Genomic DNA, 19,295 nt, shown 5'->3' with positions numbered 1-19,295 from the left:
TTTTATGCCGCTGCTCAATATGGATGCCGTCCATCCGATCACCGCGCCCGATGGCACGGTGATCACCAATACGGTTTATCTGCAAAACGTCATCGACCATCCGCGCATTTCGGTCGGCGCCTATTCCTATGCGTCGAATTTCATGCCGCAGACCAACTGGGCGCAGACCCTGGCGCCCTATCTCTTCCCGATCAGCCAGGAGAAGCTGATGATTGGCAAATTCTGCCAGTTCGCCCACGGCACGACCTTCATCACCTCGTCGGCCAATCATCCGATGGGCGGGTTCTCCACCTATCCCTTCCGCGTCTTCAGGCCGGAAACCATGATCGACTATATCAAGCTGCCGCACCGTGACACCGTGGTCGGGCATGATGTCTGGATCGGTCATGGCGCCATGATCATGCCGGGCGTTACCATCGGTTCGGGGGCGATTATCGCGTCCGGTGCCGTGGTGACGAAGGACGTCGCGCCCTATACCATTGTCGGCGGCAATCCGGCGCAGGTTATCCGTCAACGCTTCTCCGATGAAATCATTTCCGATTTATTGGAAATAAAATGGTGGGACTGGCCGATCGAGCGGATCGAAGCCCATCTCACCGCCATCGAAGGCGCGGATGTTGCCGCGTTGAAAGTGGCTTAACGGCGCATAATCAGGTTGTGCATCCGGCGCGGCGTGGCACCAGGCACGCGATTGAGCTTGATCAGGCCTTCCGGCTCGCCCCACAGGTCATAGGCGTCGGCCTTTGTGACCTTCGCCTTAACGATGTCGCCGGCTTTCAGGCCATTGAAGCCCTTGAGGAAGATATGGCCGTCAATTTCCGGCGCATCGCCTTTCGTGCGGGCGATGGCGGTGCCGTCATTGCGGATATCGTCAACCAGGCAGTCCTCGATGCGGCCCACCTTATTGGCCAGCTTCTGCGCCGAAATGCGCGAGGCCACGGCCATGAAGCGCGCCAGGCGGTCCTGCTTGACCTCTTCCGGCACATGATCGGGCAGCAGCTTGGCGGCCGCACCCTCGACGTTTTCGTAAGCAAAGGCGCCGACGCGATCGATCTGCGCCGCTTCCAGCCAATCGAGCAGGAAGTTGAAATCGGCCTCGGTCTCACCGGGGAAACCGACGACGAAGGTGGAGCGCAGGGTCAGGTCCGGGCAGATTTCGCGCCAGGAGAGGATGCGGTCGAGCGTCTTTTCCTGATTACCGGGACGCTTCATCGCCTTGAGAATCTTGGGCGAGGCGTGCTGGAAGGGGATATCGAGATAGGGCAGGATCTTGCCCTCGGCCATCAGCGGAATGACCGCATTGACGTGCGGATAGGGGTAGACATAGTGCATGCGCACCCAGATGCCGAGTTCGCCCAGGCCGCGCGACAGGTCCTCGAACGAGGCGTCCCAGTTCTGGCCGCGCCATTCGCTTTGCGCATATTTGATATCGAGCCCGTAGGCTGAGGTATCCTGAGAGACGACCAGCAGTTCCTTGACGCCCGCCTTGGCCAGAGTTTCGGCTTCGCGCAAGACATCCGCCACCGGCCGCGAGGCGAGATCGCCACGCAGGGAAGGAATAATGCAGAAGGAACAGCGGTGATCACAGCCTTCGGAGATTTTCAGATACGAATAGTGCTTCGGCGTCAGGCGCACACCGGGGCCTTCCGGCACCAGCGGGCGGAAAGGGTCGGGCTTCGGCGGCACGACGTTATGGACAGCGTCCATCACCGCGTCATACTGGTGCGCGCCGGTGACGGCGGCGACATTGGGGAAGCGCGAACGGATCAGGTCTTCTTCGCCGCCCATGCAGCCGGTGACGATGACCTTGCCGTTTTCCGCCAGGGCTTCGCCAATGGCGTTCAGGCTTTCTTCCTTGGCGGAATCGAGGAAGCCGCAGGTATTGACCACGATGACATCGGCGCCGGCATAGGAGGCCGAGGTATCGTAGCCTTCGCCTTTCAGGCGCGTCAGGATGCGTTCGGAATCGACCAGGGCCTTGGGGCAACCCAGGGATACGAAGCCGACCTTGGGCTGGGCATCCGTTTGGACATCGGAAATTTTGGGCGCGACAGAACGGGTCATAGGAAAAAGCTTGAACTTGTGGGGGGATGATGGCTTAAGCCTCCCATACAGAATTATCGTGCCGGTTGGAAGTTTATTCCTGACGGGCCACCACACAGGAACAGTCTCATGCTGCTTTTTGCCGATACCGCCGACACCAAGGTTCTTGCCGAACTGATGGAAACCGGCCTGATCGACGGCGTTACCACCAATCCGACCATCATTGCCAAGTCTGGCCGCAACATGTTCGAGGTCATCAAGGAAATCTGCGACCTCTGCGAAGGTCCGATCTCCGCCGAGGTGGCCGCCACCGATGCCGCGACCATGATCAAGGAAGGCGAGAAGCTGGCCAAGATCGCCACCAATGTGGTCATCAAGGTGCCGCTGACCATCGACGGCCTGAAGGCCACCAAGGAATTTTCGGCACAAGGCCTGATGACCAATGTCACCCTGTGCTTCTCTGTCAGCCAGGCCCTGTTGGCCGCCAAGGCCGGCGCCACCTTCGTTTCGCCCTTCGTCGGCCGCCTCGACGATCAGGGCGCTGACGGCATGCAACTGATCCACGATATCCGCGCCGTCTACGACAATTACGAGTTCGACACCGAGATTCTGGCGGCTTCCCTGCGCAACAACACCCACGTCGCCCAGGCCGCGATCGCCGGCGCCGACTGCGCCACCCTGCCGCCCCAGACCTTCCGCGACATGTTCAAGCATCCGCTGACCGACAAGGGCCTGGAAACCTTCCTGGCTGACTGGGCCAAGACCGGCCAGAGCATTCTCTAAGACCGCAAGTCTCTGAATTTAAAAGCCCCCGCCCTCATCGGCGGGGGCTTTTTCATGCCCGCTTGCCAAGTTCAACCTTTGCGATACACTGCTTATCCACAGGCGAGGCATTTGGGGGAATGTTTGATGTCGGCAGCCGATCAGCCCATGATCGAGACGGACGCACCGCGGCGGGTTGAGCTGGTCGATCTGTTGCGCGGCCTGGCGCTGATCCTGATGGTGCTCGATCACACGCGCGACTATTTTCATGCCGATGCCCTGATCTTCGATCCGCTCGATCTGGAAAAGACCACGCCCCTCCTCTTTTTCACCCGCTGGATCACCCATCTGAGCGCTCCGGTCTTCGTCTTCCTATCAGGTGTATCGATCTGGCTGCAGCAACGGCGCGGCAAGACCGGATGGCGGCTTTCCGGCCATCTGCTGGCGCGTGGCCTGTGGCTGATCGGGCTCGAACTGACCGTGATCAGCTTCGGCTTCAATTTCGGCTATCCGTTCTTTTTCTTGCAGGTCATCTATGCCATCGGCGCCAGCATGGTGGTGATGGCGGTGCTGCACTGGCTGCCCGGCCGTTCGGTCCTGATCATCGGCATCGCCCTGGTTGCCGGACACAATTTCTTTGGGTCCATCAAGGCGGAAGACCTTCAAGGCGCGGACCAGATCGCCTGGCGGCTGCTGATGGAGCCCGGCAAGCTGGACGGCTTGCCGAGCCTTGTTGCCTATCCGCTCCTGCCCTGGCTGGGCATCCTGTGCCTGGGCTATGGGTTCGCGCCCGTTTTCACGCTGGAAACCCTGGCTCGGCGGCGCGCGATCACTCTTCTGGCGGCCGGCTGTCTCGGGCTGTTCGTGATCCTGCGCCTGCCCAATCTCTATGGCGACCAGAAGCCCTGGGAGTGGCAAAGCAATCCCGGCCTGATGCTGCTCGATATCCTCAATGTCTCGAAATACCCGCCGTCGCTCGATTACACCCTGCTGATGCTCGGCCTCGCCCTGTGCCTGACCCTCACCCTGACGCACCTGCCGCGCGTCATACAGGCGCCCCTGCTGACCTTCGGGCGCACACCCTTCCTGACCTATCTGCTGCACATCTACATCGTGCATGGCGTCGCGACCGTGTTCGGCTTGATAACCGGCGCGCCAATAGGACATTTCACCAACTTCATCAGCCAGCCAGAACCGGCCCCCGCCGGCTGGGGCCTGAACCTCTGGCAGGTCTATCTGGCCTGGCTAGTGATCTTGTGTCTGCTCTATCCGGTGTCGCGCGCCTATGGCCGCTACAAACTGAAACGCCGCCAATGGTGGCTCGGCTACCTCTGAGACCTTACGGGTGCAGGGGCTTTTTTGTTGCGCGGCCGCCCCTGCGACCTATGCCTTCATCGTTTCGATAATCGAATTGACTACATTCTTAACCTGATCGGCATCGTCGCCTTCTGCCATGACGCGGATCAGCGGTTCGGTGCCGGAAGGGCGCACCAGCACACGGCCTGTGCCCTTCAGCTTTTCCTCACCATCGCGGATGGCCTGCTTGACCGCTTCGCGCTCCATCGGGTTCTGGCCGGTATATTTCACATTCTTCAAAAGTTGCGGCACCGTATCGAACTGGCGACCCAGTTCACTCATCGGCTTGCCGGATTCGACACGTTCGGCCAGCACCTGCAGGGCGGCGATCAGGCCGTCACCCGTGGTGGCATAGTCGCTGAGAATGACGTGGCCGGATTGCTCGCCACCGATATTGAAGCCGCCCTCGCGCATCCGCTCCATGACATAACGATCGCCGACCTTGGTGCGCTCCAGCGACAGGCCAAGCTTCTGCATATGGCGTTCCAGACCGAGGTTCGACATGACCGTCGCTACCAGCCCGTTGCCCTTGAGCAAGCCCTTGCGTGCCAGAGCACCAGCGACGATGGCCATGATCTGGTCGCCATCGACAATCTGGCCGTTCTCATCGCAGATCACCACGCGGTCGGCGTCACCATCGAGTGCGATGCCGATATCGGCGCGCAGTTCCTTGACCTTCTGCGCCATGGCCTGAGGCTGGGTGGAGCCGCACTTTTCATTGATATTGAGGCCGTCCGGCGTCACGCCCAGCGGGAAGACTTCGGCGCCAAGTTCATAGAGCGCCAGCGGGGCCACTTTGTAGGCCGCACCATTGGCGCAATCGAGCACGATGCGCAGGCCATTCAGGGTCAGGTGGCGCGGGAAGGTCGCCTTGGCAATTTCAACATAGCGCCACTGGGCGTCATCGACGCGGGCGACACGGCCGAGCTTGTGCGGATCGGCGACACCAAGCAGGATATTGCCATCCATGCGCGCCTCGATAGCCAGCTCGACCTCGTCGGACAGCTTGTAGCCATCCGGGCCGAACAGCTTGATGCCGTTATCGGCGAAGGCATTGTGCGAGGCCGAAATCATGACGCCGAGATCCGCGCGCATCGAACGAGTCATCATGGCTACACCCGGCGTCGGCAGCGGTCCGAACAGGCGCACATCCATGCCCACGCTGGTGAAACCGGCCACCAGCGCCGGTTCGATCATATAGCCGGAAAGACGTGTATCCTTGCCGATGACGACCAGGTGACGGCGGTCGGTTTCCGACATGAACATCTTGCCGGCGGCCATGCCGACCCGATAGGCGACCTCGGCGGTCATCGGGAAGCTGTTGGCCTGGCCACGAATGCCATCGGTGCCGAAATATTTGCGGGTCTGTGTCATGGCGGGCATGTGGGTGGCCATTTCTTCGTTGCGGTTGCGGATGGGGTTATAGCCGTAAAGCGACAGGGCCTGACGGTAATCGGCCATTTTCTGGGTCAGGAGCGAGACAAAGGCCGCTTCGAGCTTGTCGACCGTTTCTGGGCGCGGCGCTTTGGTCGAGCCGTTCAGGGCGCGGAAAATACTGCTCTGAGCAATAGAGGCGGCCTCGGCCACATCCTTGATGGAAATGCCGGACGCATTGACCGCGGCCTGCAGTTTTTCCCACTTGCTTTCGCTCATTTGTCCGGCTCCTTGTGCCCCATTCGCCGCTTGATAAGCTCGCAGCACCTAATTTGCAATTAATTTATTGCACAAACACGCGTACTACCCTGTCACAAATTGTAAACTTCGCATTATTTTATGCGCAAATAGTAAATTTAGTCAATTAATGGCTAATTTTGAACCAAACTCGGTCGCCAGGTCGCAATCTTTCGCAATACGAATTTATAGCAAATTTATTTTCTATGTGCTATTTGAAAGTCGCATTTTAGCGGTTTTGGCCAAAAGGAACCACGGCACATGTGCGGAATCATCGGCATTATCGGCAATGCGCCGGCAGCTCCCCGTCTTCTGGAATCTCTGCGCCGCCTGGAATATCGCGGCTACGATTCGGCGGGCATCGCCGTGCAGACGATCGAAGGCACCCAGCGCCGCCGCGCCGAGGGCAAGATCCGTAATCTGGAAGCCGTTATTGAAGAGGAACCACTCCCGGGCCAGGTCGGCATCGGCCATACCCGCTGGGCCACCCATGGCGCGCCCTCTGTGCGCAACGCTCACCCGCATCGGTTTGGTCAGGTGACGGTAGTCCATAACGGCATCATCGAGAACTTCGCCGAGCTGAAAGCCGGCCTGATGGCGCAGGGCGAGGCGTTCGAATCCGATACCGATACCGAGGTCATCGCCCACCTGCTAAATGCCGAACTGGCCACGGGCGCGAACTTACGCGACGCCTTCAAGGCCACGCTCGACCGGCTGCACGGCGCCTATGCCCTGGCTATCCTGATCGACGGCGAAGACCGCACGATCCTGGGCGCACGCCGTGGTTCGCCACTGGTGGTCGGCTGGGGGGGCGATGAGATGTATCTCGGTTCCGACGCCCTGGCCGTGGGGCCGTTCACCAACCGCGTCAGTTATCTGGAAGAAGGCGACTGGGTCGTCCTCGGCCAGAACAGCGCCGAAATCCACGATGCCGCGGGGCATCTGGTCAATCGCCCGGCCGTCACCGTTTCCGCCTCGGCCGCCCTGGTCGAAAAAGGCAGCTATCGCCACTTCATGGAAAAGGAAGTGCATGAGCAGCCGGAAAGTACGCAGCGCACCCTGGCCGCCTATCTCGATCCGGTCACCGGCCATGTACGCGGCGATATCAAGGCGGGCGTCGATTTTTCCACCGTCTCGCGACTGCAGATCATCGCTTGCGGTACCGCCTATTATGCCGGCTCGATCGCGCGCTATGCCTTTGAAAAACTGGCGGGTTTGCCGGTCGATGTCGAGGTGGCGTCGGAATTCCGTTATCGCAGCCCTGCCATGATGCCCGGCGTTCTGGCGGTCGCCGTCTCCCAGTCGGGCGAAACCGCCGATACCCTGGCCGCCCTGCGCTGGTGCCAGGCACAGGGCCTGAAAACGGCCGCCGTGGTCAATGTCCATACCTCGACCATGGCACGCGAAGCCGACCTGTTGTGGCCGACCCATGCCGGCCCGGAAATCGGCGTCGCCTCGACCAAGGCTTTCACCGCCCAGCTGTCGGCCCTGCTGTCGCTGGCCGTGACCGCCGCTGCCCAGCGCGGCCGCATCGATGCAGCCGAGGAAGCCCGCCTGGTCCAGACCCTGCTGGCCACGCCCGGCCTGATCGCCGAGGCGCTCGGCATGGATGGCGATATCGTCCGCATCACCAACGACCTGTCGAAGGCGCGTGATGTGATCTATCTCGGCCGCGGCGACACCTATCCGCTGGCACTGGAAGGCGCGCTCAAGCTCAAGGAAATCAGCTATATTCACGCCGAAGGCTATGCCGCCGGTGAGCTGAAACATGGCCCCATCGCCCTGATCGACGAAAACACGCCGGTCGTGGTCATTGCGCCGGATGACGAGCTGTTCGAGAAGACGGCTTCCAATGTGCAGGAAGTGGCGGCGCGGGGCGGCCGGGTAATCATGATCACCAATGCCCCCGATAAGGTGCCGGCGCTGTCCGGCGATGCCGCCAAGGCGCTGAAGATCATCAAGGCGCCGGACTGCGATCCGTTTATCGCCGCGCTCGTCTATTCGGTGCCAATCCAGTTGCTGGCCTATCATACCGCCGTCCATAAGGGCACGGATGTCGATCAGCCACGCAACCTGGCCAAATCGGTGACGGTGGAATAGGGGTACGCCCCTGTTCCGGCTCATTTCCGGCCCTGTTCGTGCAATTTTGTTGCACTTAAGGCCGCAAAAGAGAGCGCTTGCCTCAGGCGGCGCGTCCTAATATTCCGCTGTCATTATGCGGAGTATGCCCACCATGAAACCCGACTATCTCAAAGGCTGCGGACTGGCATTTGGTGCCGCCATGCTCTGGGGTGTGTCGGGCACGGCCGGGCAGTTCCTCTTTGCCCATCGCGGGGTCAATACCGAATGGCTGGTGGCGGTGCGCATGCTCATGGCCGGCGTGCTGATGCTGGCCTATGTCGCCCTGCGCACGCCGCGCGACCTGTTCACCATCTGGAAGAACAAGACAGACGCTCTGCGCATGGCTGTGTTCGGCCTGTTCGGTATGCTGGCCGTGCAATACACCTATTTCGCCGCCATCAATGCGTCCAATGCCGCAACGGCGACCGTCATCCAGTATACCGGCCCGGTGCTGATCGTCGGCTGGTTCGCCTTTCAGAAAAAGCGCTGGCCGACATCGCTCGAATTGTTGTGCGTCGCCATGGCCGTGGCCGGCACCTTCTTCATGGTGACCCATGGCAGCCTGAACAGCCTGTCGATCTCGCCCATGGCCCTGGTCTGGGGACTGGGCTCGGCCCTGGCCCTGGCCTTCTATTCCATTCAGCCGCTCAGTCTGATGTCGCGCTATTCACCGCCGATCGTCATAGGCTGGGGCATGCTGATCGGCGGGCTCGCGCTCAGTGTCATTCATCCCCCCTGGGTGATGGCCGGCACATGGGATGCGCCCGCTATCGGCGCTTTCGCCTTTGTCATCGTCTTCGGCACCCTGATCCCCTTCTATGCCTATCTGACGGCGGTGCGCATCGTTGGACCGGAAACCTCCAGCCTGCTGGCCTGCGCCGAACCCCTGTCATCGGCGCTGCTGGCCATGATCTGGCTCGGCACGCGTTTCGGTTTTTATGACTGGCTGGGCACGGCTCTAATCCTGATCACCGTCATCACCCTGTCCCTGCGTAAGCAGGAACCGGTGGCTGTGAAGATCGAATAGGCAACCTTTCAGTTGCTTATTTCCGCCTAGAGGCGTAAAAGGCAGCCAAAGGGAGTTGCCATATGCAAAATGAAATTCGCCCAGAAATACGCAAGGAAATCGTGCTGAAAGCGCCACTGGACAAGGTCTGGACGGCGATCAGCGATGCTGGCCAGTTTGGCCAGTGGTTTGGTGTCCGTTTCGACGGGCCGTTCAAGGTCGGCGAAAAGCTGAAGGGCGTCATTATGCCCACCACGGTCAATGATGAGATCGCGGCCATGCAGAAGCCTTATGAGGGGACGCCGTTCGAGATCGTGGTTGGCGAGATCACACCGCAGACGCGCTTTTCCTTTTACTGGCATCCCTATGGCGTCGAAAAAGACTACGACTACAGCCGGGAGCCAATGACGCTCTGTACCTTTGCGCTGAGTGAGGAAGCGGCAGGCGTGCGGCTGGTCATTACCGAAAGCGGTTTTGAAAATATTCCACTGGCGCGCCGCGCTCAGGCCTTTACCGCCAATGACGGTGGCTGGGCCGCGCAGACCAAGCTGATCGAGGCGTATCTTGCCCTTTGAGGCCGCCGTTTTTGCCGCCCTGGGGGATGAAACCCGCCTGGCCCTGATCGAGCAGTTGCAAAGCGGATCGGCTTCGATTGTCAGCCTGACCGATGATGCCGGCATGAGCCGACAGGCGGTCACCAAGCATCTGCATGTGCTGGAAAAAGCGGGCCTTGTCACCCGCCGGCACATCGGTCGCACGACCGTGTGGCAGCTGGAGCGCCCGCGTCTGGATGAGGCGCGCCATTATCTCGATATCATCTCAAAGCAATGGGACGGCGCGCTTGAACGGCTGCGAACCCATGTCGAGGACCACTGACTGTCGCAAAATGCGGCAGTGCAACATTTTGTGAAGGCGAAGCGGCGAAAAGCCGCGTCCAAGCCTCGTAATCCGTTACAAAATCCCTATACACATCTCATTTGTTGCTGAGAGCAGGCGACCGCCTGCCGCGCACGTTTGCGCGAGCCATGCGGCGCCTGAGCTGAAATGTGTGTGTGTGCGGTGTGTCGACGGGCCTGCCGTTTGTTACGGAGACCCTGTCATGGAAAGCGCCCTTCCCGATATCAAGATAGACACGACACCGGCACAAAGGCCAGGCGTCGTGCTGTTCGCCCTGGCCATGGGCAGCTTCGCCATCGGCACCACCGAATTCGCCACCATGAGCCTGCTGCCTTACTTCTCGAAAGACCTGCACATCGATCCGGCGACGGCAGGCCATGTGATCAGCGCCTATGCCTTAGGCGTCGTGGTCGGCGCACCGGCCATTGCGGTCCTGGCGGCGCGATTGTCACGCAAGTTCCTGCTGATCATGCTCATGCTGGTATTCGGCGTCGCCAATGGTCTGAGCGCCCTGGCGCCCGACTATCATACCATGCTGTTCTTCCGGTTCCTGAGCGGTCTGCCGCACGGCGCCTATTTCGGCGTCGCCTCCCTGGTCGGCGCCTCCATCGTGCCGGTGGAACGCCGCGCCTCGGCCGTGGCGCGCATCATGCTGGGCCTGACGATTGCCACCGTCATCGGCGTGCCGGCGGCCAACTGGATGGGGCAGGTGATCGGATGGCGCGCCGGCTTCTCGCTGGTGGCGGCCTTGTCGGGGCTGACCATGCTGCTCGTCTGGATGTTCGCGCCGAAGCAGCCGCGCGACCTTGACGCCCACCCCATGCGCGAACTGGGCGCGCTCAAGCGCGGCCAGGTGTGGCTGACGCTCGGCATCGGCGCTATCGGCTTTGGCGGCATGTTCGCCGTCTATACCTATGTTGCCTCGACCCTGCTGAATGTGACTCACGTTACTGCCGGCTTCGTGCCGGTGGTGCTGTGCCTGTTCGGCCTCGGCATGACGCTCGGCACCCTGGTCTGCGGCTGGGCGGCCGACAAGGCGCAGATGCCTTCCATCGGCCTGTGCCTGCTGTGGAGCGCTTTTTGGCTCGCCGTCTATCCTTTCGCTGCGCACAATGTCTGGGCCATCAGCATAGTCGTTTTCATGATCGGTTGCGGCGGGGGCCTGGGGATCATGCTGCAAACGCGGTTGATGGATGTCTCCGGCGACGCCCAGACCATGGCCGCGGCGCTCAATCACTCGGCCTTCAATACCGCAAACGCCCTGGGGCCGCTTCTGGCCGGCATGGTAATCGCCCGTGGCGCGGCGTTTAACGAAACTGGGTTTGTCGGCGTGCTGCTGGCGCTCGGCGGTTTCGCCATCTGGCTGGTGGCGCTGTGGGACAACCGCCGGCGTCTGCGCCTGTCATGAATTTGGAACCACCGCACACTGTGCGTTAGGATAATTTCCGACATTTGTGCAAAATATTCCGAAAAAAATGGCCGCCATGGGATGACAAACGAACAGGGATGCGTCATATGACCCCTCCCGTTCAGCCTTTAAGTAAGGATCCTTCTTCCGTCATGCGTGACTTTTACCGTATCCGCCGCCTGCCTCCCTATGTCTTCGAAGAAGTCAACAAGGTGAAGGCACGTCTGCGCGCAGCCGGTACGGATGTCATCGATTTCGGCATGGGCAACCCCGATATGCCGACGGCCCAGCATATTGTCGACAAGCTGGTCGAGACGGTCCAGAAGCCCAAGACGCACGGTTATTCGGTGTCCAAGGGCGTGCAGGGCCTGCGCAAGGCCATGGCCGGCTATTATGACCGCCGTTACGGCGTCAAGCTCAATCCGGATACGGAAGTCGTGGCCACCCTCGGCTCGAAGGAAGGCTTTGCCAACCTCGCCATGGCCATTACCGCGCCGGGCGATACGGTGATCTGCCCCAATCCCGCCTATCCGATCCACGCCTTCGGCTTCCTGATGGCCGGCGGCGTGATCCGCCACGTCCCGGCCCTGTCGCCGGAGCAATATCTGTCTGGTATTGAAAAGGCTGTGAAGCACTCGGTGCCGACCCCCTCGGTGATGATCGTCTCTTACCCATCGAACCCGACCGCGCAGTGGGTCGATCTCGATTTCTATAAGGAAGTTATCCGCATCGCGAAAAAGCACGACCTGATCGTGCTGTCGGATATCGCCTATTCGGAAATCTATTTCGAGGACAACCCCCCGCCCTCCATCCTTCAGGTCGAGGGCGCTATAGAGCGCTCGGTGGAAATCAATTCGCTATCCAAGACCTACGCCATGGCCGGCTGGCGTGTCGGCATGGTGGTCGGCAATGCGCAGATCTGCGCGGCCCTGGCCCGTGTGAAGTCCTATCTCGACTACGGCGGGTTCGCCCCGATCCAGGTGGCCGCTGCCGCCGCGCTGAACGGTCCGCAGGACAATGTCGCCGAAATCCGCGCCACCTACAAGTCGCGCCGCGATGTGCTGATCGATTCGATGAAGCGCGCCGGCTGGGATATTCCGCCGCCGCCAGCCTCGATGTTCGCCTGGGCGAAGATCCCGCCGAAGTTCGAGCACCTGGGCTCGATCGAATTCGCCAAGCTGCTGATCGAGGAGGCCCATGTCGCAGTGGCCCCCGGCCTCGGTTTCGGCGAATACGGCGAAGGCTACGTCCGTATCGGCCTGGTTGAAAACGAACACCGCATCCGCCAAGCCGCGCGCAATATCAAGAAGCTGCTGCTGCCGAATGAGAAGACGATCAAGACGGCGGAAAAAGTATAATTTTTTTCGCCTATTGTCCGCAAACGGAGCGGTTCAAACTGTCTCAAAATAAATTGATGCCGGGGATGACAAGGCTGTCATCCCCGGATTAAGCGTCTTTGCGGACACAGGCGTCGTGCCACGACTTTAAATTTTCTTTAATCTTTTTGACTCGCGTTCCAGAATAGGTTTCACTATCCATTGTGCAGCGCACCGTAATTTGCAGGACCCTGATAATTTCCATCGGGTTTCCGCATGGCGGTCAGGGTATACAGCCTGTAGCTGTTACGGATAATGAAGTCAGAGGTGCCAGCGTGGTCAGTTTAGAGTTCGATCTGAATACCGCTTCCGAGCAGGATGCCTTCTTCGGGGCCTTCTTCAAGTTCGTTGAGGCCGCCGCCGTCACGGATACCGATTCCATCGCCCTGCGCTCCGATCCGGCAGGCGATCATCAGGTCAAGGTCGTAACCTTCGAGGACAAGGACCAAGCTGACCAGTTTCAGTCCTACTGGTCACAGCGCCGCAAATGGCTTGGCCTTTAGGATAAGAGGCCTTATAGCCATACCGGTTGGACATTCCACCGGTTTCCCATGCTTGGTCTGAGACATCTTCCCCTCAAATATCGGCTGCCACTCATTCATGGCGCGCTCAATTTGCTCGGCCACGCCAAGGCGCGCGGCTGGCGCAAGGCGGTGACCGATGGGTTGGAAAAGGGGCCGTTCGTCATCTCCGCCTTTTTCAACGAAAGCACGGGCGTGGCCCAGGGCGGCCGTCTGAGCGCGAACGCTTTCCGCGCAGCGGGCTATGACCTCATCGAGCATGACATACGCCCGTGTTTCAAACAGTATGTCAGTGAAGGCGCTGAACTGCCGGGCAAAGGCGGTGTCTGGTTCATTCACGCCAATGCCCCGGAGGTTCTGGTGGCACTGATGGCGCACGAGCCCGTGCAATGGGCCGATCGTTACCGCATCGCCTACTGGGCGTGGGAAACCCCCAAGGCGCCGCGTGACTGGGTGCTGGCCGCCGACTATCTCCACGAAATCTGGGTGCCGAGTCGCTTTGTGCATGACGCGCTCACCGCCACCTTTACGGCTGCCCGGCGTGCCGACCTCGTTTCGCGCCTGCGCCTCATGCCCCATCCGGTGCCACTGCCGCCACCGGCGCGCCATGCCCTGGCCCGTGCGCGTTTTGGCCTGTCCGATGAACTGTGCGAGGTGTTGTGCCTGTTCGACACCAAGTCGTCGGCTGCGCGCAAAAACCCGTGGAGCGTCCTTGTCGCCTGGGTCGAGGCCTTTCCGGAGGAGAACAAGTCTGCCCGCCTGACGGTCAAGGTCAATGATCTCTCCGGCGATCGCGCCACCGAGCGCCGCCTGCTGGAAATGGCCGCCAGACGCAGCGATATCCGCATCATGGACCAGCGCCTGAGTGAGCCTGACATGGAGGCCTTTGTCGGCGCCTTCGACCTGCTGGTCTCGCTGCATCGCGCCGAGGGCTTCGGCCTGACATTAGCTGAGGCGATGGCCGCCGGCGTGCCGGTGATCGCCACCGACTGGTCGGGCAATACCGATTTCATGACCCCGGAAAATTCGCGGCTGGTCAAATCGTCCCTGATCCCGGTCTCCGATCCGGAAGGCGCCTATGGCCAGGTCAGGCGCGATCCGGCACAGGTCTGGGCCGATCCGCATATCTTCGAGGCCGTAACGGATATCCGCCAGTTGACCGACCAGCCGGAATTGCGCCGTAAACTCGGCCAGGCCGGCATCCAGGCTATCCGCGACCTGCACAAGCCCTGGCAGCGGGAGGCCCTGGCTGAACTACCGTTCAATGTGTGGCTTAAGGCTTGACTCTTCCGGTCTGATGGGTCAAAGACACCGCCACATCCGCGCATAATCTGCGCTTCATGCAAAAACCCTTTGCCAACACGAGGTTCGACAGCGATCGAACAGGGGGTTGGGAAGGCGCCCCGACAGCGCGTTGCGCCCTCGGGGATTTTGTTTTTGCGTAAAGTGCGGCCCTGCACGGCTCCAGATTAAAGGTTTTTGGCCATGTTCGACAGCTTGAACGACCGTCTTTCCGGTTTGTTTGACCGCCTCAGCGGGCGCGGCGTCCTTTCGGAAAAGGACGTCGACGAAGCCCTGCGCGAAGTGCGCGTCGCCCTGCTGGAAGCCGATGTCGCCCTGCCGGTCGTGCGCCAGTTCATGGCCCGCGCCAAGGAACTGGCCACCGGCGAAGCCATCATCAAGGCGGTCAAGCCCGCCGATCAGGTGGTCAAGATCGTCTATGACGGCCTGATCGATATGCTGGGCGGCGAAGAGCCGGTGCCGGTCAATCTCAATGCCGTGCCGCCTGTCGTTATCCTGATGGCCGGTCTGCAGGGTTCGGGTAAAACCACCACCTCGGCCAAGCTGGCCCTGCGCCTGACGAAATTCGACCGCAAGAAGGTCATGATGGCCTCGCTCGATACGCGCCGTCCGGCCGCTATGGAGCAACTGAAGCTGCTGGGCGAGCAGACGGGCGTCGATGTGCTGCCGATCGTGGCGGGTCAGGGTCCGGCTGACATTACCCGCCGCGCCCTGCAATCGGCCAAGCTTCAGGGCTATGATGTCCTGATCCTCGATACCGCCGGCCGCACCACGCTCGACGAAGCCCTGATGGCCGAGGCCGCCGAGATCGCCAAAATCTCGAACCCGACCGAAACCTTCCTCGTCGCCGACAGCCTCACCGGTCAGGACGCCGTGCGTACGGCCGCCGCCTTCCATGAGCGCCTGCCGCTGACCGGCCTGATCCTGACCCGTGCTGACGGCGATGGCCGCGGCGGCGCCATGCTCTCGATGCGCGCCACGACCGGCCTGCCGATCAAGTATCTCGGCGCCGGTGAAAAGGTCGAGGCGCTCGATGTCTTCGATGCCCGTCGTATCGCCGGCCGCATCCTTGGCCAGGGCGATATCGTCGCTCTCGTTGAAAAGGCCGCGCAGGAACTGGACGCCTCCAAGGCCGAGGCCATGGCGCGCAAGATGGCCAAGGGTCAGTTCGACCTGAACGACCTCTCCGACCAACTGACCCAGATGAAGAAGATGGGCGGAATGACCGGCATTATGGGCATGCTGCCCGGCGTGCAGAAGGTCAAGAAACAGATTGAAGAGTCGAATTTCAACGACAAGATCTTCGACCGTCAGGTGGCCATCATCTCCTCGATGACCAAGCTGGAACGCAAGAAGCCGGACCTGCTCAATGCCTCGCGCAAGCGCCGCATCGCGGCCGGCGCCGGCGTCGATGTCGCCGAGATCAACCGCCTGCTCAAGCAGCACCGCCAGATGGCCGACACCTTCAAGATGATGTCGCGCTCCAATGGCCGTGGCGCCATGGGTCAGATGGCCAAGATGTTCGGTATGGGCGGCGGCGCGCAACCCAACATGGCCGATATCGCCAAGAAGATGGGCGTCAACCCTCAGGCCGGTGCCGGCGGCAATCCGCTGGAAGGCCTGAACCCGGCGCTCGATCTCGACAAACTCAAGGCGCTCGGCGGCGGCAAGCTGCCAGGCGCACAACCTCCTTCGGGCCTGTTCGGTGGCCTTCCCGGTTTGCCGGGAGCAAAGCCGTTCGACCCCACAAAGAAATAGCACCTTAAAGTTAGGATACTGAAATGCTGAAGATTCGTCTGTCCCGCGGTGGCTCCAAGAAGCGCCCTTACTACACCATCGTCATCGCTGACGCCGCCGCCCCGCGCGACGGTAAGTTCATCGAAAAGGTGGGCACCTATAACCCGATGCTGCCGAAGGACGCGCAGCGCGTGACCCTGAAGGTCGAGCGCATCGCCGAATGGCTCAAGAAGGGCGCCCAGCCGACCGACCGCGTCGCGCGCTTCCTGTCGCAAGAAGGCCTGGTGAAGTGGGAACACGGCAACAACCCGAACAAGGGCCAGCCGGGCAAGAAGGCGCAGGAACGCGCCGCTGAACGCGCCCAGCGCGAACAGGACCGTCTGGACGCTGAAGCCGCCGCCAAGGAAGAAGCAGCCGCTGCGGCAGCCGCTCCGGCTGAAGAAGCCCCGGCTGCCGAAGAAGAAGCCCCCGCTTCGGAATAAGGCTCTCGAATTCGAGACATTAAAGGGACAAGGCCAATCCGGCCTTGTCCCTTTTTTTACCTATACATGCCTACTGTCTGACAAAGCAGAGACATAGAGCATTGACATTCCGTAACGCGATAACGATCGCCCAGAAAATGGAATTGAGCGGCGGCCATTCCAATGGTTTTGCCTATATGCGCCTGTTCCTGGCGACAAGCGTCGTTATCTGGCATACCGTCGTCACCAGCTATGGCCAGGCGGTGCAGGATCAGATATGGCTCGGCCCATATCGTGCGGCTAATATCTTCATGCTGCCGATTTTCTTTGCCTTGAGCGGCTTTCTGGTCAGTGCCAGTCTCGACAGATGCCGCACCCCCATATCTTTCCTGGGCCTTCGGGTTTTGCGTATTTTTCCCGCGCTTGCCCTGGAAACTCTGTTATGCGCCCTGGTGCTGGGCCCCCTGCTGACACACCTGCCGCTGGGTGACTATTTTTCCGCCAAAGCCTTCTGGGCCTATTTTCTGAATGCGTTTGGCATCATCCATAAGGACTTGCCCGGCGTCTTCGCTGACAATCCCTTGCCGGAGGTCGTCAATGGTCAGCTGTGGACCATCATGGCGGAGATGGGATGCTATTTCGGGCTGGCGGTCCTGTCTTTGGTCGCGCTCAGATACAAATGGCTTCTGCTGATCTTCTTCGTCCTGTTTCAGGCCATGTTCGTCTTCTGGATTGTCACCCATCCCGGCCTGATCATAACGCGCATGACGGGGCTGGAGCTGGGTCTGTGCTTTACGGCCAGCGCAGGACTTTATAAATTCCGCCACCGGATCCCGTGGCACGGTACCCTGGGCCTGCTGGCCCTCCTGGCCATGATCGGCCTGTTGTCATTGAATTGCGGCACCCTACTGGTTGCCATTCCCACGGCCTATTTCACGGTTTGGCTCAGCCTGATGTCCCCCAAGATGCCAGCCTGGTTGCGATCCAACGATTATTCCTACGGCATCTACCTCTTCAGCTTCCCCATACAACAAATGGTCGCCACTCAGGCATGGGCACACAGCTGGTATATCAACGGCTTGATCAGCCTGCCTCTCACCCTGCTGGCGGCAGTGGTTTCCTGGCATCTGCTGGAAAAGCCTGTGATGAAGCGCAAAAAGATGGCTTACCACTTTGAGGACTGGCTGCTGACCCTGTGGAACCGCTATAGGCCCGTTAAGCCTTCTGCACATGATATGGTCGGCGAATAGACGGCGATTTGCCACCGGCGCCTTTTCTATTTATAGGCTCTGGCCATGAGCCAGAAACCCGATTTGATCTTTGTCGCGCAGGTAAGCGCTGCTGTTGGCCTTCAGGGCGAATTCAAGCTGCTGAGCTATATGGACGATCCATATAGCGTGCTTGAATATACGCCCCTGCTGAATGACAAGGGCGAGCCGGCCCTCATCTTGACAAAGGCGCGCGAGCACAAGGGGACGCTGGTGGTGAGGGCCGAAGATATACCCGATCGCACCGCCGCCGATCGGATCAAGGGCCTGAAGCTCTATATCGACCGCGCCGATCTGCCCGAAGCCGAGGACGGCGAATACTACATCACCGACCTGATCGGCATGAAAGCGTATGATGTTGCCGGGGCCGAGGTCGGACGCGTGATGAATGTCGAAAATTTCGGCGCCGGCGACCTGCTCGATATCAAGCCGTTGGAAGGGCCCAGCTTCTACCTGCTCTTCAGCGACGAAAACGTGCCGGAAGTCGACCTCGATACACGTCGCATCGTGGTCGACCTCAGCAATATTTAAGCGTGGATGCCGCCGGCGACCTCGATGCGCTGGCCATTGATCCAGCCGGCTTCATCCGAAAGCAGCACCGAAACCGCGCCGCCGATATCGTCCGGCAGACCGACGCGGCCCAGCGGCGTGCGGCTGGCGATGGCGGCGTTAAGGTCTGGCGTATCGCGGACATGACCGCCACCGAAGTCGGTTTCGATGGCGCCGGGTGCAATGGCATTGACCGTTATGCGGCGCGGCCCCAGTTCCAGCGCCATGTAGCGCGTCAGGGTATCGATGGCCGCCTTTGTTGCTCCGTATACGGACGATCCCGGGTAACTGAAGCGCGCCAGTCCCGACGACAGGTTGATGATGCGGCCGCCATCCTTAATCTGCGGCAACAGGGCCTGAGTCAGAAAAACGACGCCCTTGAAATGGACGTTGATAATGCCGTCGAACTGCGCCTCGGTGACCTCAGCGAACGGGGCATAGAGCGCCATGCCGGCATTGTTGATCAGGAAATCGAAATCGTCGCGGCCCCAGTTGGCTTTCAGCGCGGCCTTCACTTCGGCAGCAAAGACGGGAAAGCCGGCCGAGACGCCGGTGTCGAGTTGAAGGGCCACAGCCTTGCGGCCCATCAGCTTCAGTTCTTCGATCAGGCTGTCGGCCTCGTCCTTGCGCTCGCGATAGGTGAAAAGGATATCCGTACCCCTGGCTGCCAGATGGTGGGCCATGTTGCGGCCGAGGCCACGGCTGCCGCCGGTGATGAGTGCGATCTTAGTCATGGAAAATCTCCTTGAGTTGATGGAGACGATGTACTGTTTTTCATTTCGATGATAAATTCACCATATCAGACATCACTGTTCGA

The 19,295-nt window shown here is 60.5% G+C and carries 18 protein-coding genes; 15 read left to right on the top strand and 3 right to left on the bottom strand.

The features are described from left to right. The first annotated feature begins 4 nt into the window (after positions 1 to 4). A complete protein-coding gene (locus tag QM647_RS05065) occupies positions 5 to 640 on the top strand; it encodes a CatB-related O-acetyltransferase (protein ID WP_414994384.1) in 636 nt (211 codons plus the stop codon). Here the strand turns inward: QM647_RS05065 and rimO are convergent. Beyond that, on the bottom strand, positions 637 to 2,064 hold the full coding sequence (gene rimO, locus QM647_RS05060; protein ID WP_414994383.1) for a 30S ribosomal protein S12 methylthiotransferase RimO: 1,428 nt from the start codon (positions 2,062 to 2,064) through the stop codon (positions 637 to 639). The genes QM647_RS05065 and rimO overlap by 4 nt on opposite strands. A 108-nt stretch (positions 2,065 to 2,172) precedes the next feature. Here rimO and fsa point away from each other — a divergent pair, with 108 nt between their 5' ends. Both fsa and QM647_RS05050 read left to right on the top strand, forming a co-directional pair. Next, positions 2,173 to 2,826 (top strand): fructose-6-phosphate aldolase, encoded by a 654-nt coding sequence (gene fsa / locus QM647_RS05055; protein WP_414994382.1) that lies wholly within the window; start codon positions 2,173 to 2,175, stop codon positions 2,824 to 2,826. A 126-nt stretch (positions 2,827 to 2,952) separates the two neighbouring features. Continuing rightward, positions 2,953 to 4,140, top strand: coding sequence for a DUF1624 domain-containing protein (locus QM647_RS05050; RefSeq protein ID WP_414994381.1), 1,188 nt, complete (start codon positions 2,953 to 2,955; stop codon positions 4,138 to 4,140). A 48-nt stretch (positions 4,141 to 4,188) separates the two neighbouring features. Here the strand turns inward: QM647_RS05050 and glmM are convergent, their stop codons facing one another. Continuing rightward, the gene (glmM, locus tag QM647_RS05045; RefSeq protein WP_414994380.1) at positions 4,189 to 5,814 is read right to left on the bottom strand and encodes a phosphoglucosamine mutase; all 1,626 of its coding nucleotides are present in this window, start codon (positions 5,812 to 5,814) and stop codon (positions 4,189 to 4,191) included. 279 nt (positions 5,815 to 6,093) lie between these two features. Here glmM and glmS point away from each other — a divergent pair, with 279 nt between their 5' ends. From glmS to rimM, 12 genes are all read left to right on the top strand, one after another. Then, positions 6,094 to 7,932 carry a glutamine--fructose-6-phosphate transaminase (isomerizing) gene (gene glmS, locus QM647_RS05040; RefSeq protein WP_414994379.1) on the top strand — a complete coding sequence of 613 codons (1,839 nt, stop codon included), beginning with the start codon at positions 6,094 to 6,096 and terminating at the stop codon, positions 7,930 to 7,932. 124 nt (positions 7,933 to 8,056) lie between these two features. Beyond that, positions 8,057 to 8,980, top strand: coding sequence for a DMT family transporter (locus QM647_RS05035; protein ID WP_414994378.1), 924 nt, complete (start codon positions 8,057 to 8,059; stop codon positions 8,978 to 8,980). 62 nt (positions 8,981 to 9,042) lie between these two features. Continuing rightward, on the top strand, positions 9,043 to 9,534 hold the full coding sequence (locus QM647_RS05030) for an SRPBCC family protein (RefSeq protein ID WP_414994377.1): 492 nt from the start codon (positions 9,043 to 9,045) through the stop codon (positions 9,532 to 9,534). Next, on the top strand, positions 9,524 to 9,835 hold the full coding sequence (locus QM647_RS05025; RefSeq protein ID WP_414994376.1) for an ArsR/SmtB family transcription factor: 312 nt from the start codon (positions 9,524 to 9,526) through the stop codon (positions 9,833 to 9,835). Before QM647_RS05030 ends, QM647_RS05025 begins: the two co-directional genes overlap by 11 nt. Positions 9,836 to 10,058: 223 nt before the next feature. Further along, on the top strand, positions 10,059 to 11,264 hold the full coding sequence (locus QM647_RS05020) for an MFS transporter (protein WP_414994375.1): 1,206 nt from the start codon (positions 10,059 to 10,061) through the stop codon (positions 11,262 to 11,264). A gap of 152 nt (positions 11,265 to 11,416) precedes the next feature. Then, complete coding sequence (locus tag QM647_RS05015; protein ID WP_414994374.1) at positions 11,417 to 12,622, top strand: LL-diaminopimelate aminotransferase; 1,206 nt, start codon at positions 11,417 to 11,419, stop codon at positions 12,620 to 12,622. Between the two features lie 293 nt (positions 12,623 to 12,915). Beyond that, positions 12,916 to 13,143 (top strand): hypothetical protein, encoded by a 228-nt coding sequence (locus QM647_RS05010; protein WP_414994373.1) that lies wholly within the window; start codon positions 12,916 to 12,918, stop codon positions 13,141 to 13,143. 48 nt (positions 13,144 to 13,191) lie between these two features. After that, the gene (locus tag QM647_RS05005) at positions 13,192 to 14,445 is read left to right on the top strand and encodes a glycosyltransferase (RefSeq protein WP_414994372.1); all 1,254 of its coding nucleotides are present in this window, start codon (positions 13,192 to 13,194) and stop codon (positions 14,443 to 14,445) included. A 201-nt stretch (positions 14,446 to 14,646) separates the two neighbouring features. After that, positions 14,647 to 16,221: a signal recognition particle protein gene (gene ffh, locus QM647_RS05000; RefSeq protein ID WP_414994371.1), complete on the top strand. Its 1,575-nt coding sequence runs from the start codon at positions 14,647 to 14,649 to the stop codon at positions 16,219 to 16,221. Positions 16,222 to 16,244: 23 nt separating this feature from the next. Further along, positions 16,245 to 16,682, top strand: coding sequence for a 30S ribosomal protein S16 (gene rpsP / locus QM647_RS04995; RefSeq protein WP_414994370.1), 438 nt, complete (start codon positions 16,245 to 16,247; stop codon positions 16,680 to 16,682). A gap of 101 nt (positions 16,683 to 16,783) precedes the next feature. After that, positions 16,784 to 17,911, top strand: a complete 1,128-nt coding sequence (locus QM647_RS04990) for an acyltransferase family protein (protein ID WP_414994369.1) — start codon at positions 16,784 to 16,786, stop codon at positions 17,909 to 17,911. A 45-nt stretch (positions 17,912 to 17,956) separates the two neighbouring features. Further along, positions 17,957 to 18,460, top strand: a complete 504-nt coding sequence (rimM, locus tag QM647_RS04985; protein ID WP_414994368.1) for a ribosome maturation factor RimM — start codon at positions 17,957 to 17,959, stop codon at positions 18,458 to 18,460. Here rimM and QM647_RS04980 read toward each other — a convergent pair. Beyond that, positions 18,457 to 19,212, bottom strand: a complete 756-nt coding sequence (locus QM647_RS04980) for an SDR family NAD(P)-dependent oxidoreductase (protein WP_414994367.1) — start codon at positions 19,210 to 19,212, stop codon at positions 18,457 to 18,459. The two genes, rimM and QM647_RS04980, sit on opposite strands and share 4 nt — an antisense overlap. Positions 19,213 to 19,295: the final 83 nt, after the last annotated feature.

The organism is Asticcacaulis sp., from assembly GCF_047605585.1.
Lineage (GTDB): Bacteria > Pseudomonadota > Alphaproteobacteria > Caulobacterales > Caulobacteraceae > Asticcacaulis.
This window is presented reverse-complemented; position numbering and strand designations above follow the sequence as displayed.

What these genes read in the sequence shown, in the direction of transcription:
- QM647_RS05065 (WP_414994384.1), top strand. Translation starts at nt 5, where the DNA reads ATGCCGCTGCTCAATATGGATGCCGTCCATCCGATCACCGCGCCCGAT.
- rimO (WP_414994383.1), bottom strand. Translation starts at nt 2,064, where the DNA reads ATGACCCGTTCTGTCGCGCCCAAAATTTCCGATGTCCAAACGGATGCC.
- fsa (WP_414994382.1), top strand. Translation starts at nt 2,173, where the DNA reads ATGCTGCTTTTTGCCGATACCGCCGACACCAAGGTTCTTGCCGAACTG.
- QM647_RS05050 (WP_414994381.1), top strand. Translation starts at nt 2,953, where the DNA reads ATGTCGGCAGCCGATCAGCCCATGATCGAGACGGACGCACCGCGGCGG.
- glmM (WP_414994380.1), bottom strand. Translation starts at nt 5,814, where the DNA reads ATGAGCGAAAGCAAGTGGGAAAAACTGCAGGCCGCGGTCAATGCGTCC.
- glmS (WP_414994379.1), top strand. Translation starts at nt 6,094, where the DNA reads ATGTGCGGAATCATCGGCATTATCGGCAATGCGCCGGCAGCTCCCCGT.
- QM647_RS05035 (WP_414994378.1), top strand. Translation starts at nt 8,057, where the DNA reads ATGCCCACCATGAAACCCGACTATCTCAAAGGCTGCGGACTGGCATTT.
- QM647_RS05030 (WP_414994377.1), top strand. Translation starts at nt 9,043, where the DNA reads ATGCAAAATGAAATTCGCCCAGAAATACGCAAGGAAATCGTGCTGAAA.
- QM647_RS05020 (WP_414994375.1), top strand. Translation starts at nt 10,059, where the DNA reads ATGGAAAGCGCCCTTCCCGATATCAAGATAGACACGACACCGGCACAA.
- QM647_RS05015 (WP_414994374.1), top strand. Translation starts at nt 11,417, where the DNA reads ATGCGTGACTTTTACCGTATCCGCCGCCTGCCTCCCTATGTCTTCGAA.
- QM647_RS05005 (WP_414994372.1), top strand. Translation starts at nt 13,192, where the DNA reads ATGCTTGGTCTGAGACATCTTCCCCTCAAATATCGGCTGCCACTCATT.
- ffh (WP_414994371.1), top strand. Translation starts at nt 14,647, where the DNA reads ATGTTCGACAGCTTGAACGACCGTCTTTCCGGTTTGTTTGACCGCCTC.
- rpsP (WP_414994370.1), top strand. Translation starts at nt 16,245, where the DNA reads ATGCTGAAGATTCGTCTGTCCCGCGGTGGCTCCAAGAAGCGCCCTTAC.
- rimM (WP_414994368.1), top strand. Translation starts at nt 17,957, where the DNA reads ATGAGCCAGAAACCCGATTTGATCTTTGTCGCGCAGGTAAGCGCTGCT.
- QM647_RS04980 (WP_414994367.1), bottom strand. Translation starts at nt 19,212, where the DNA reads ATGACTAAGATCGCACTCATCACCGGCGGCAGCCGTGGCCTCGGCCGC.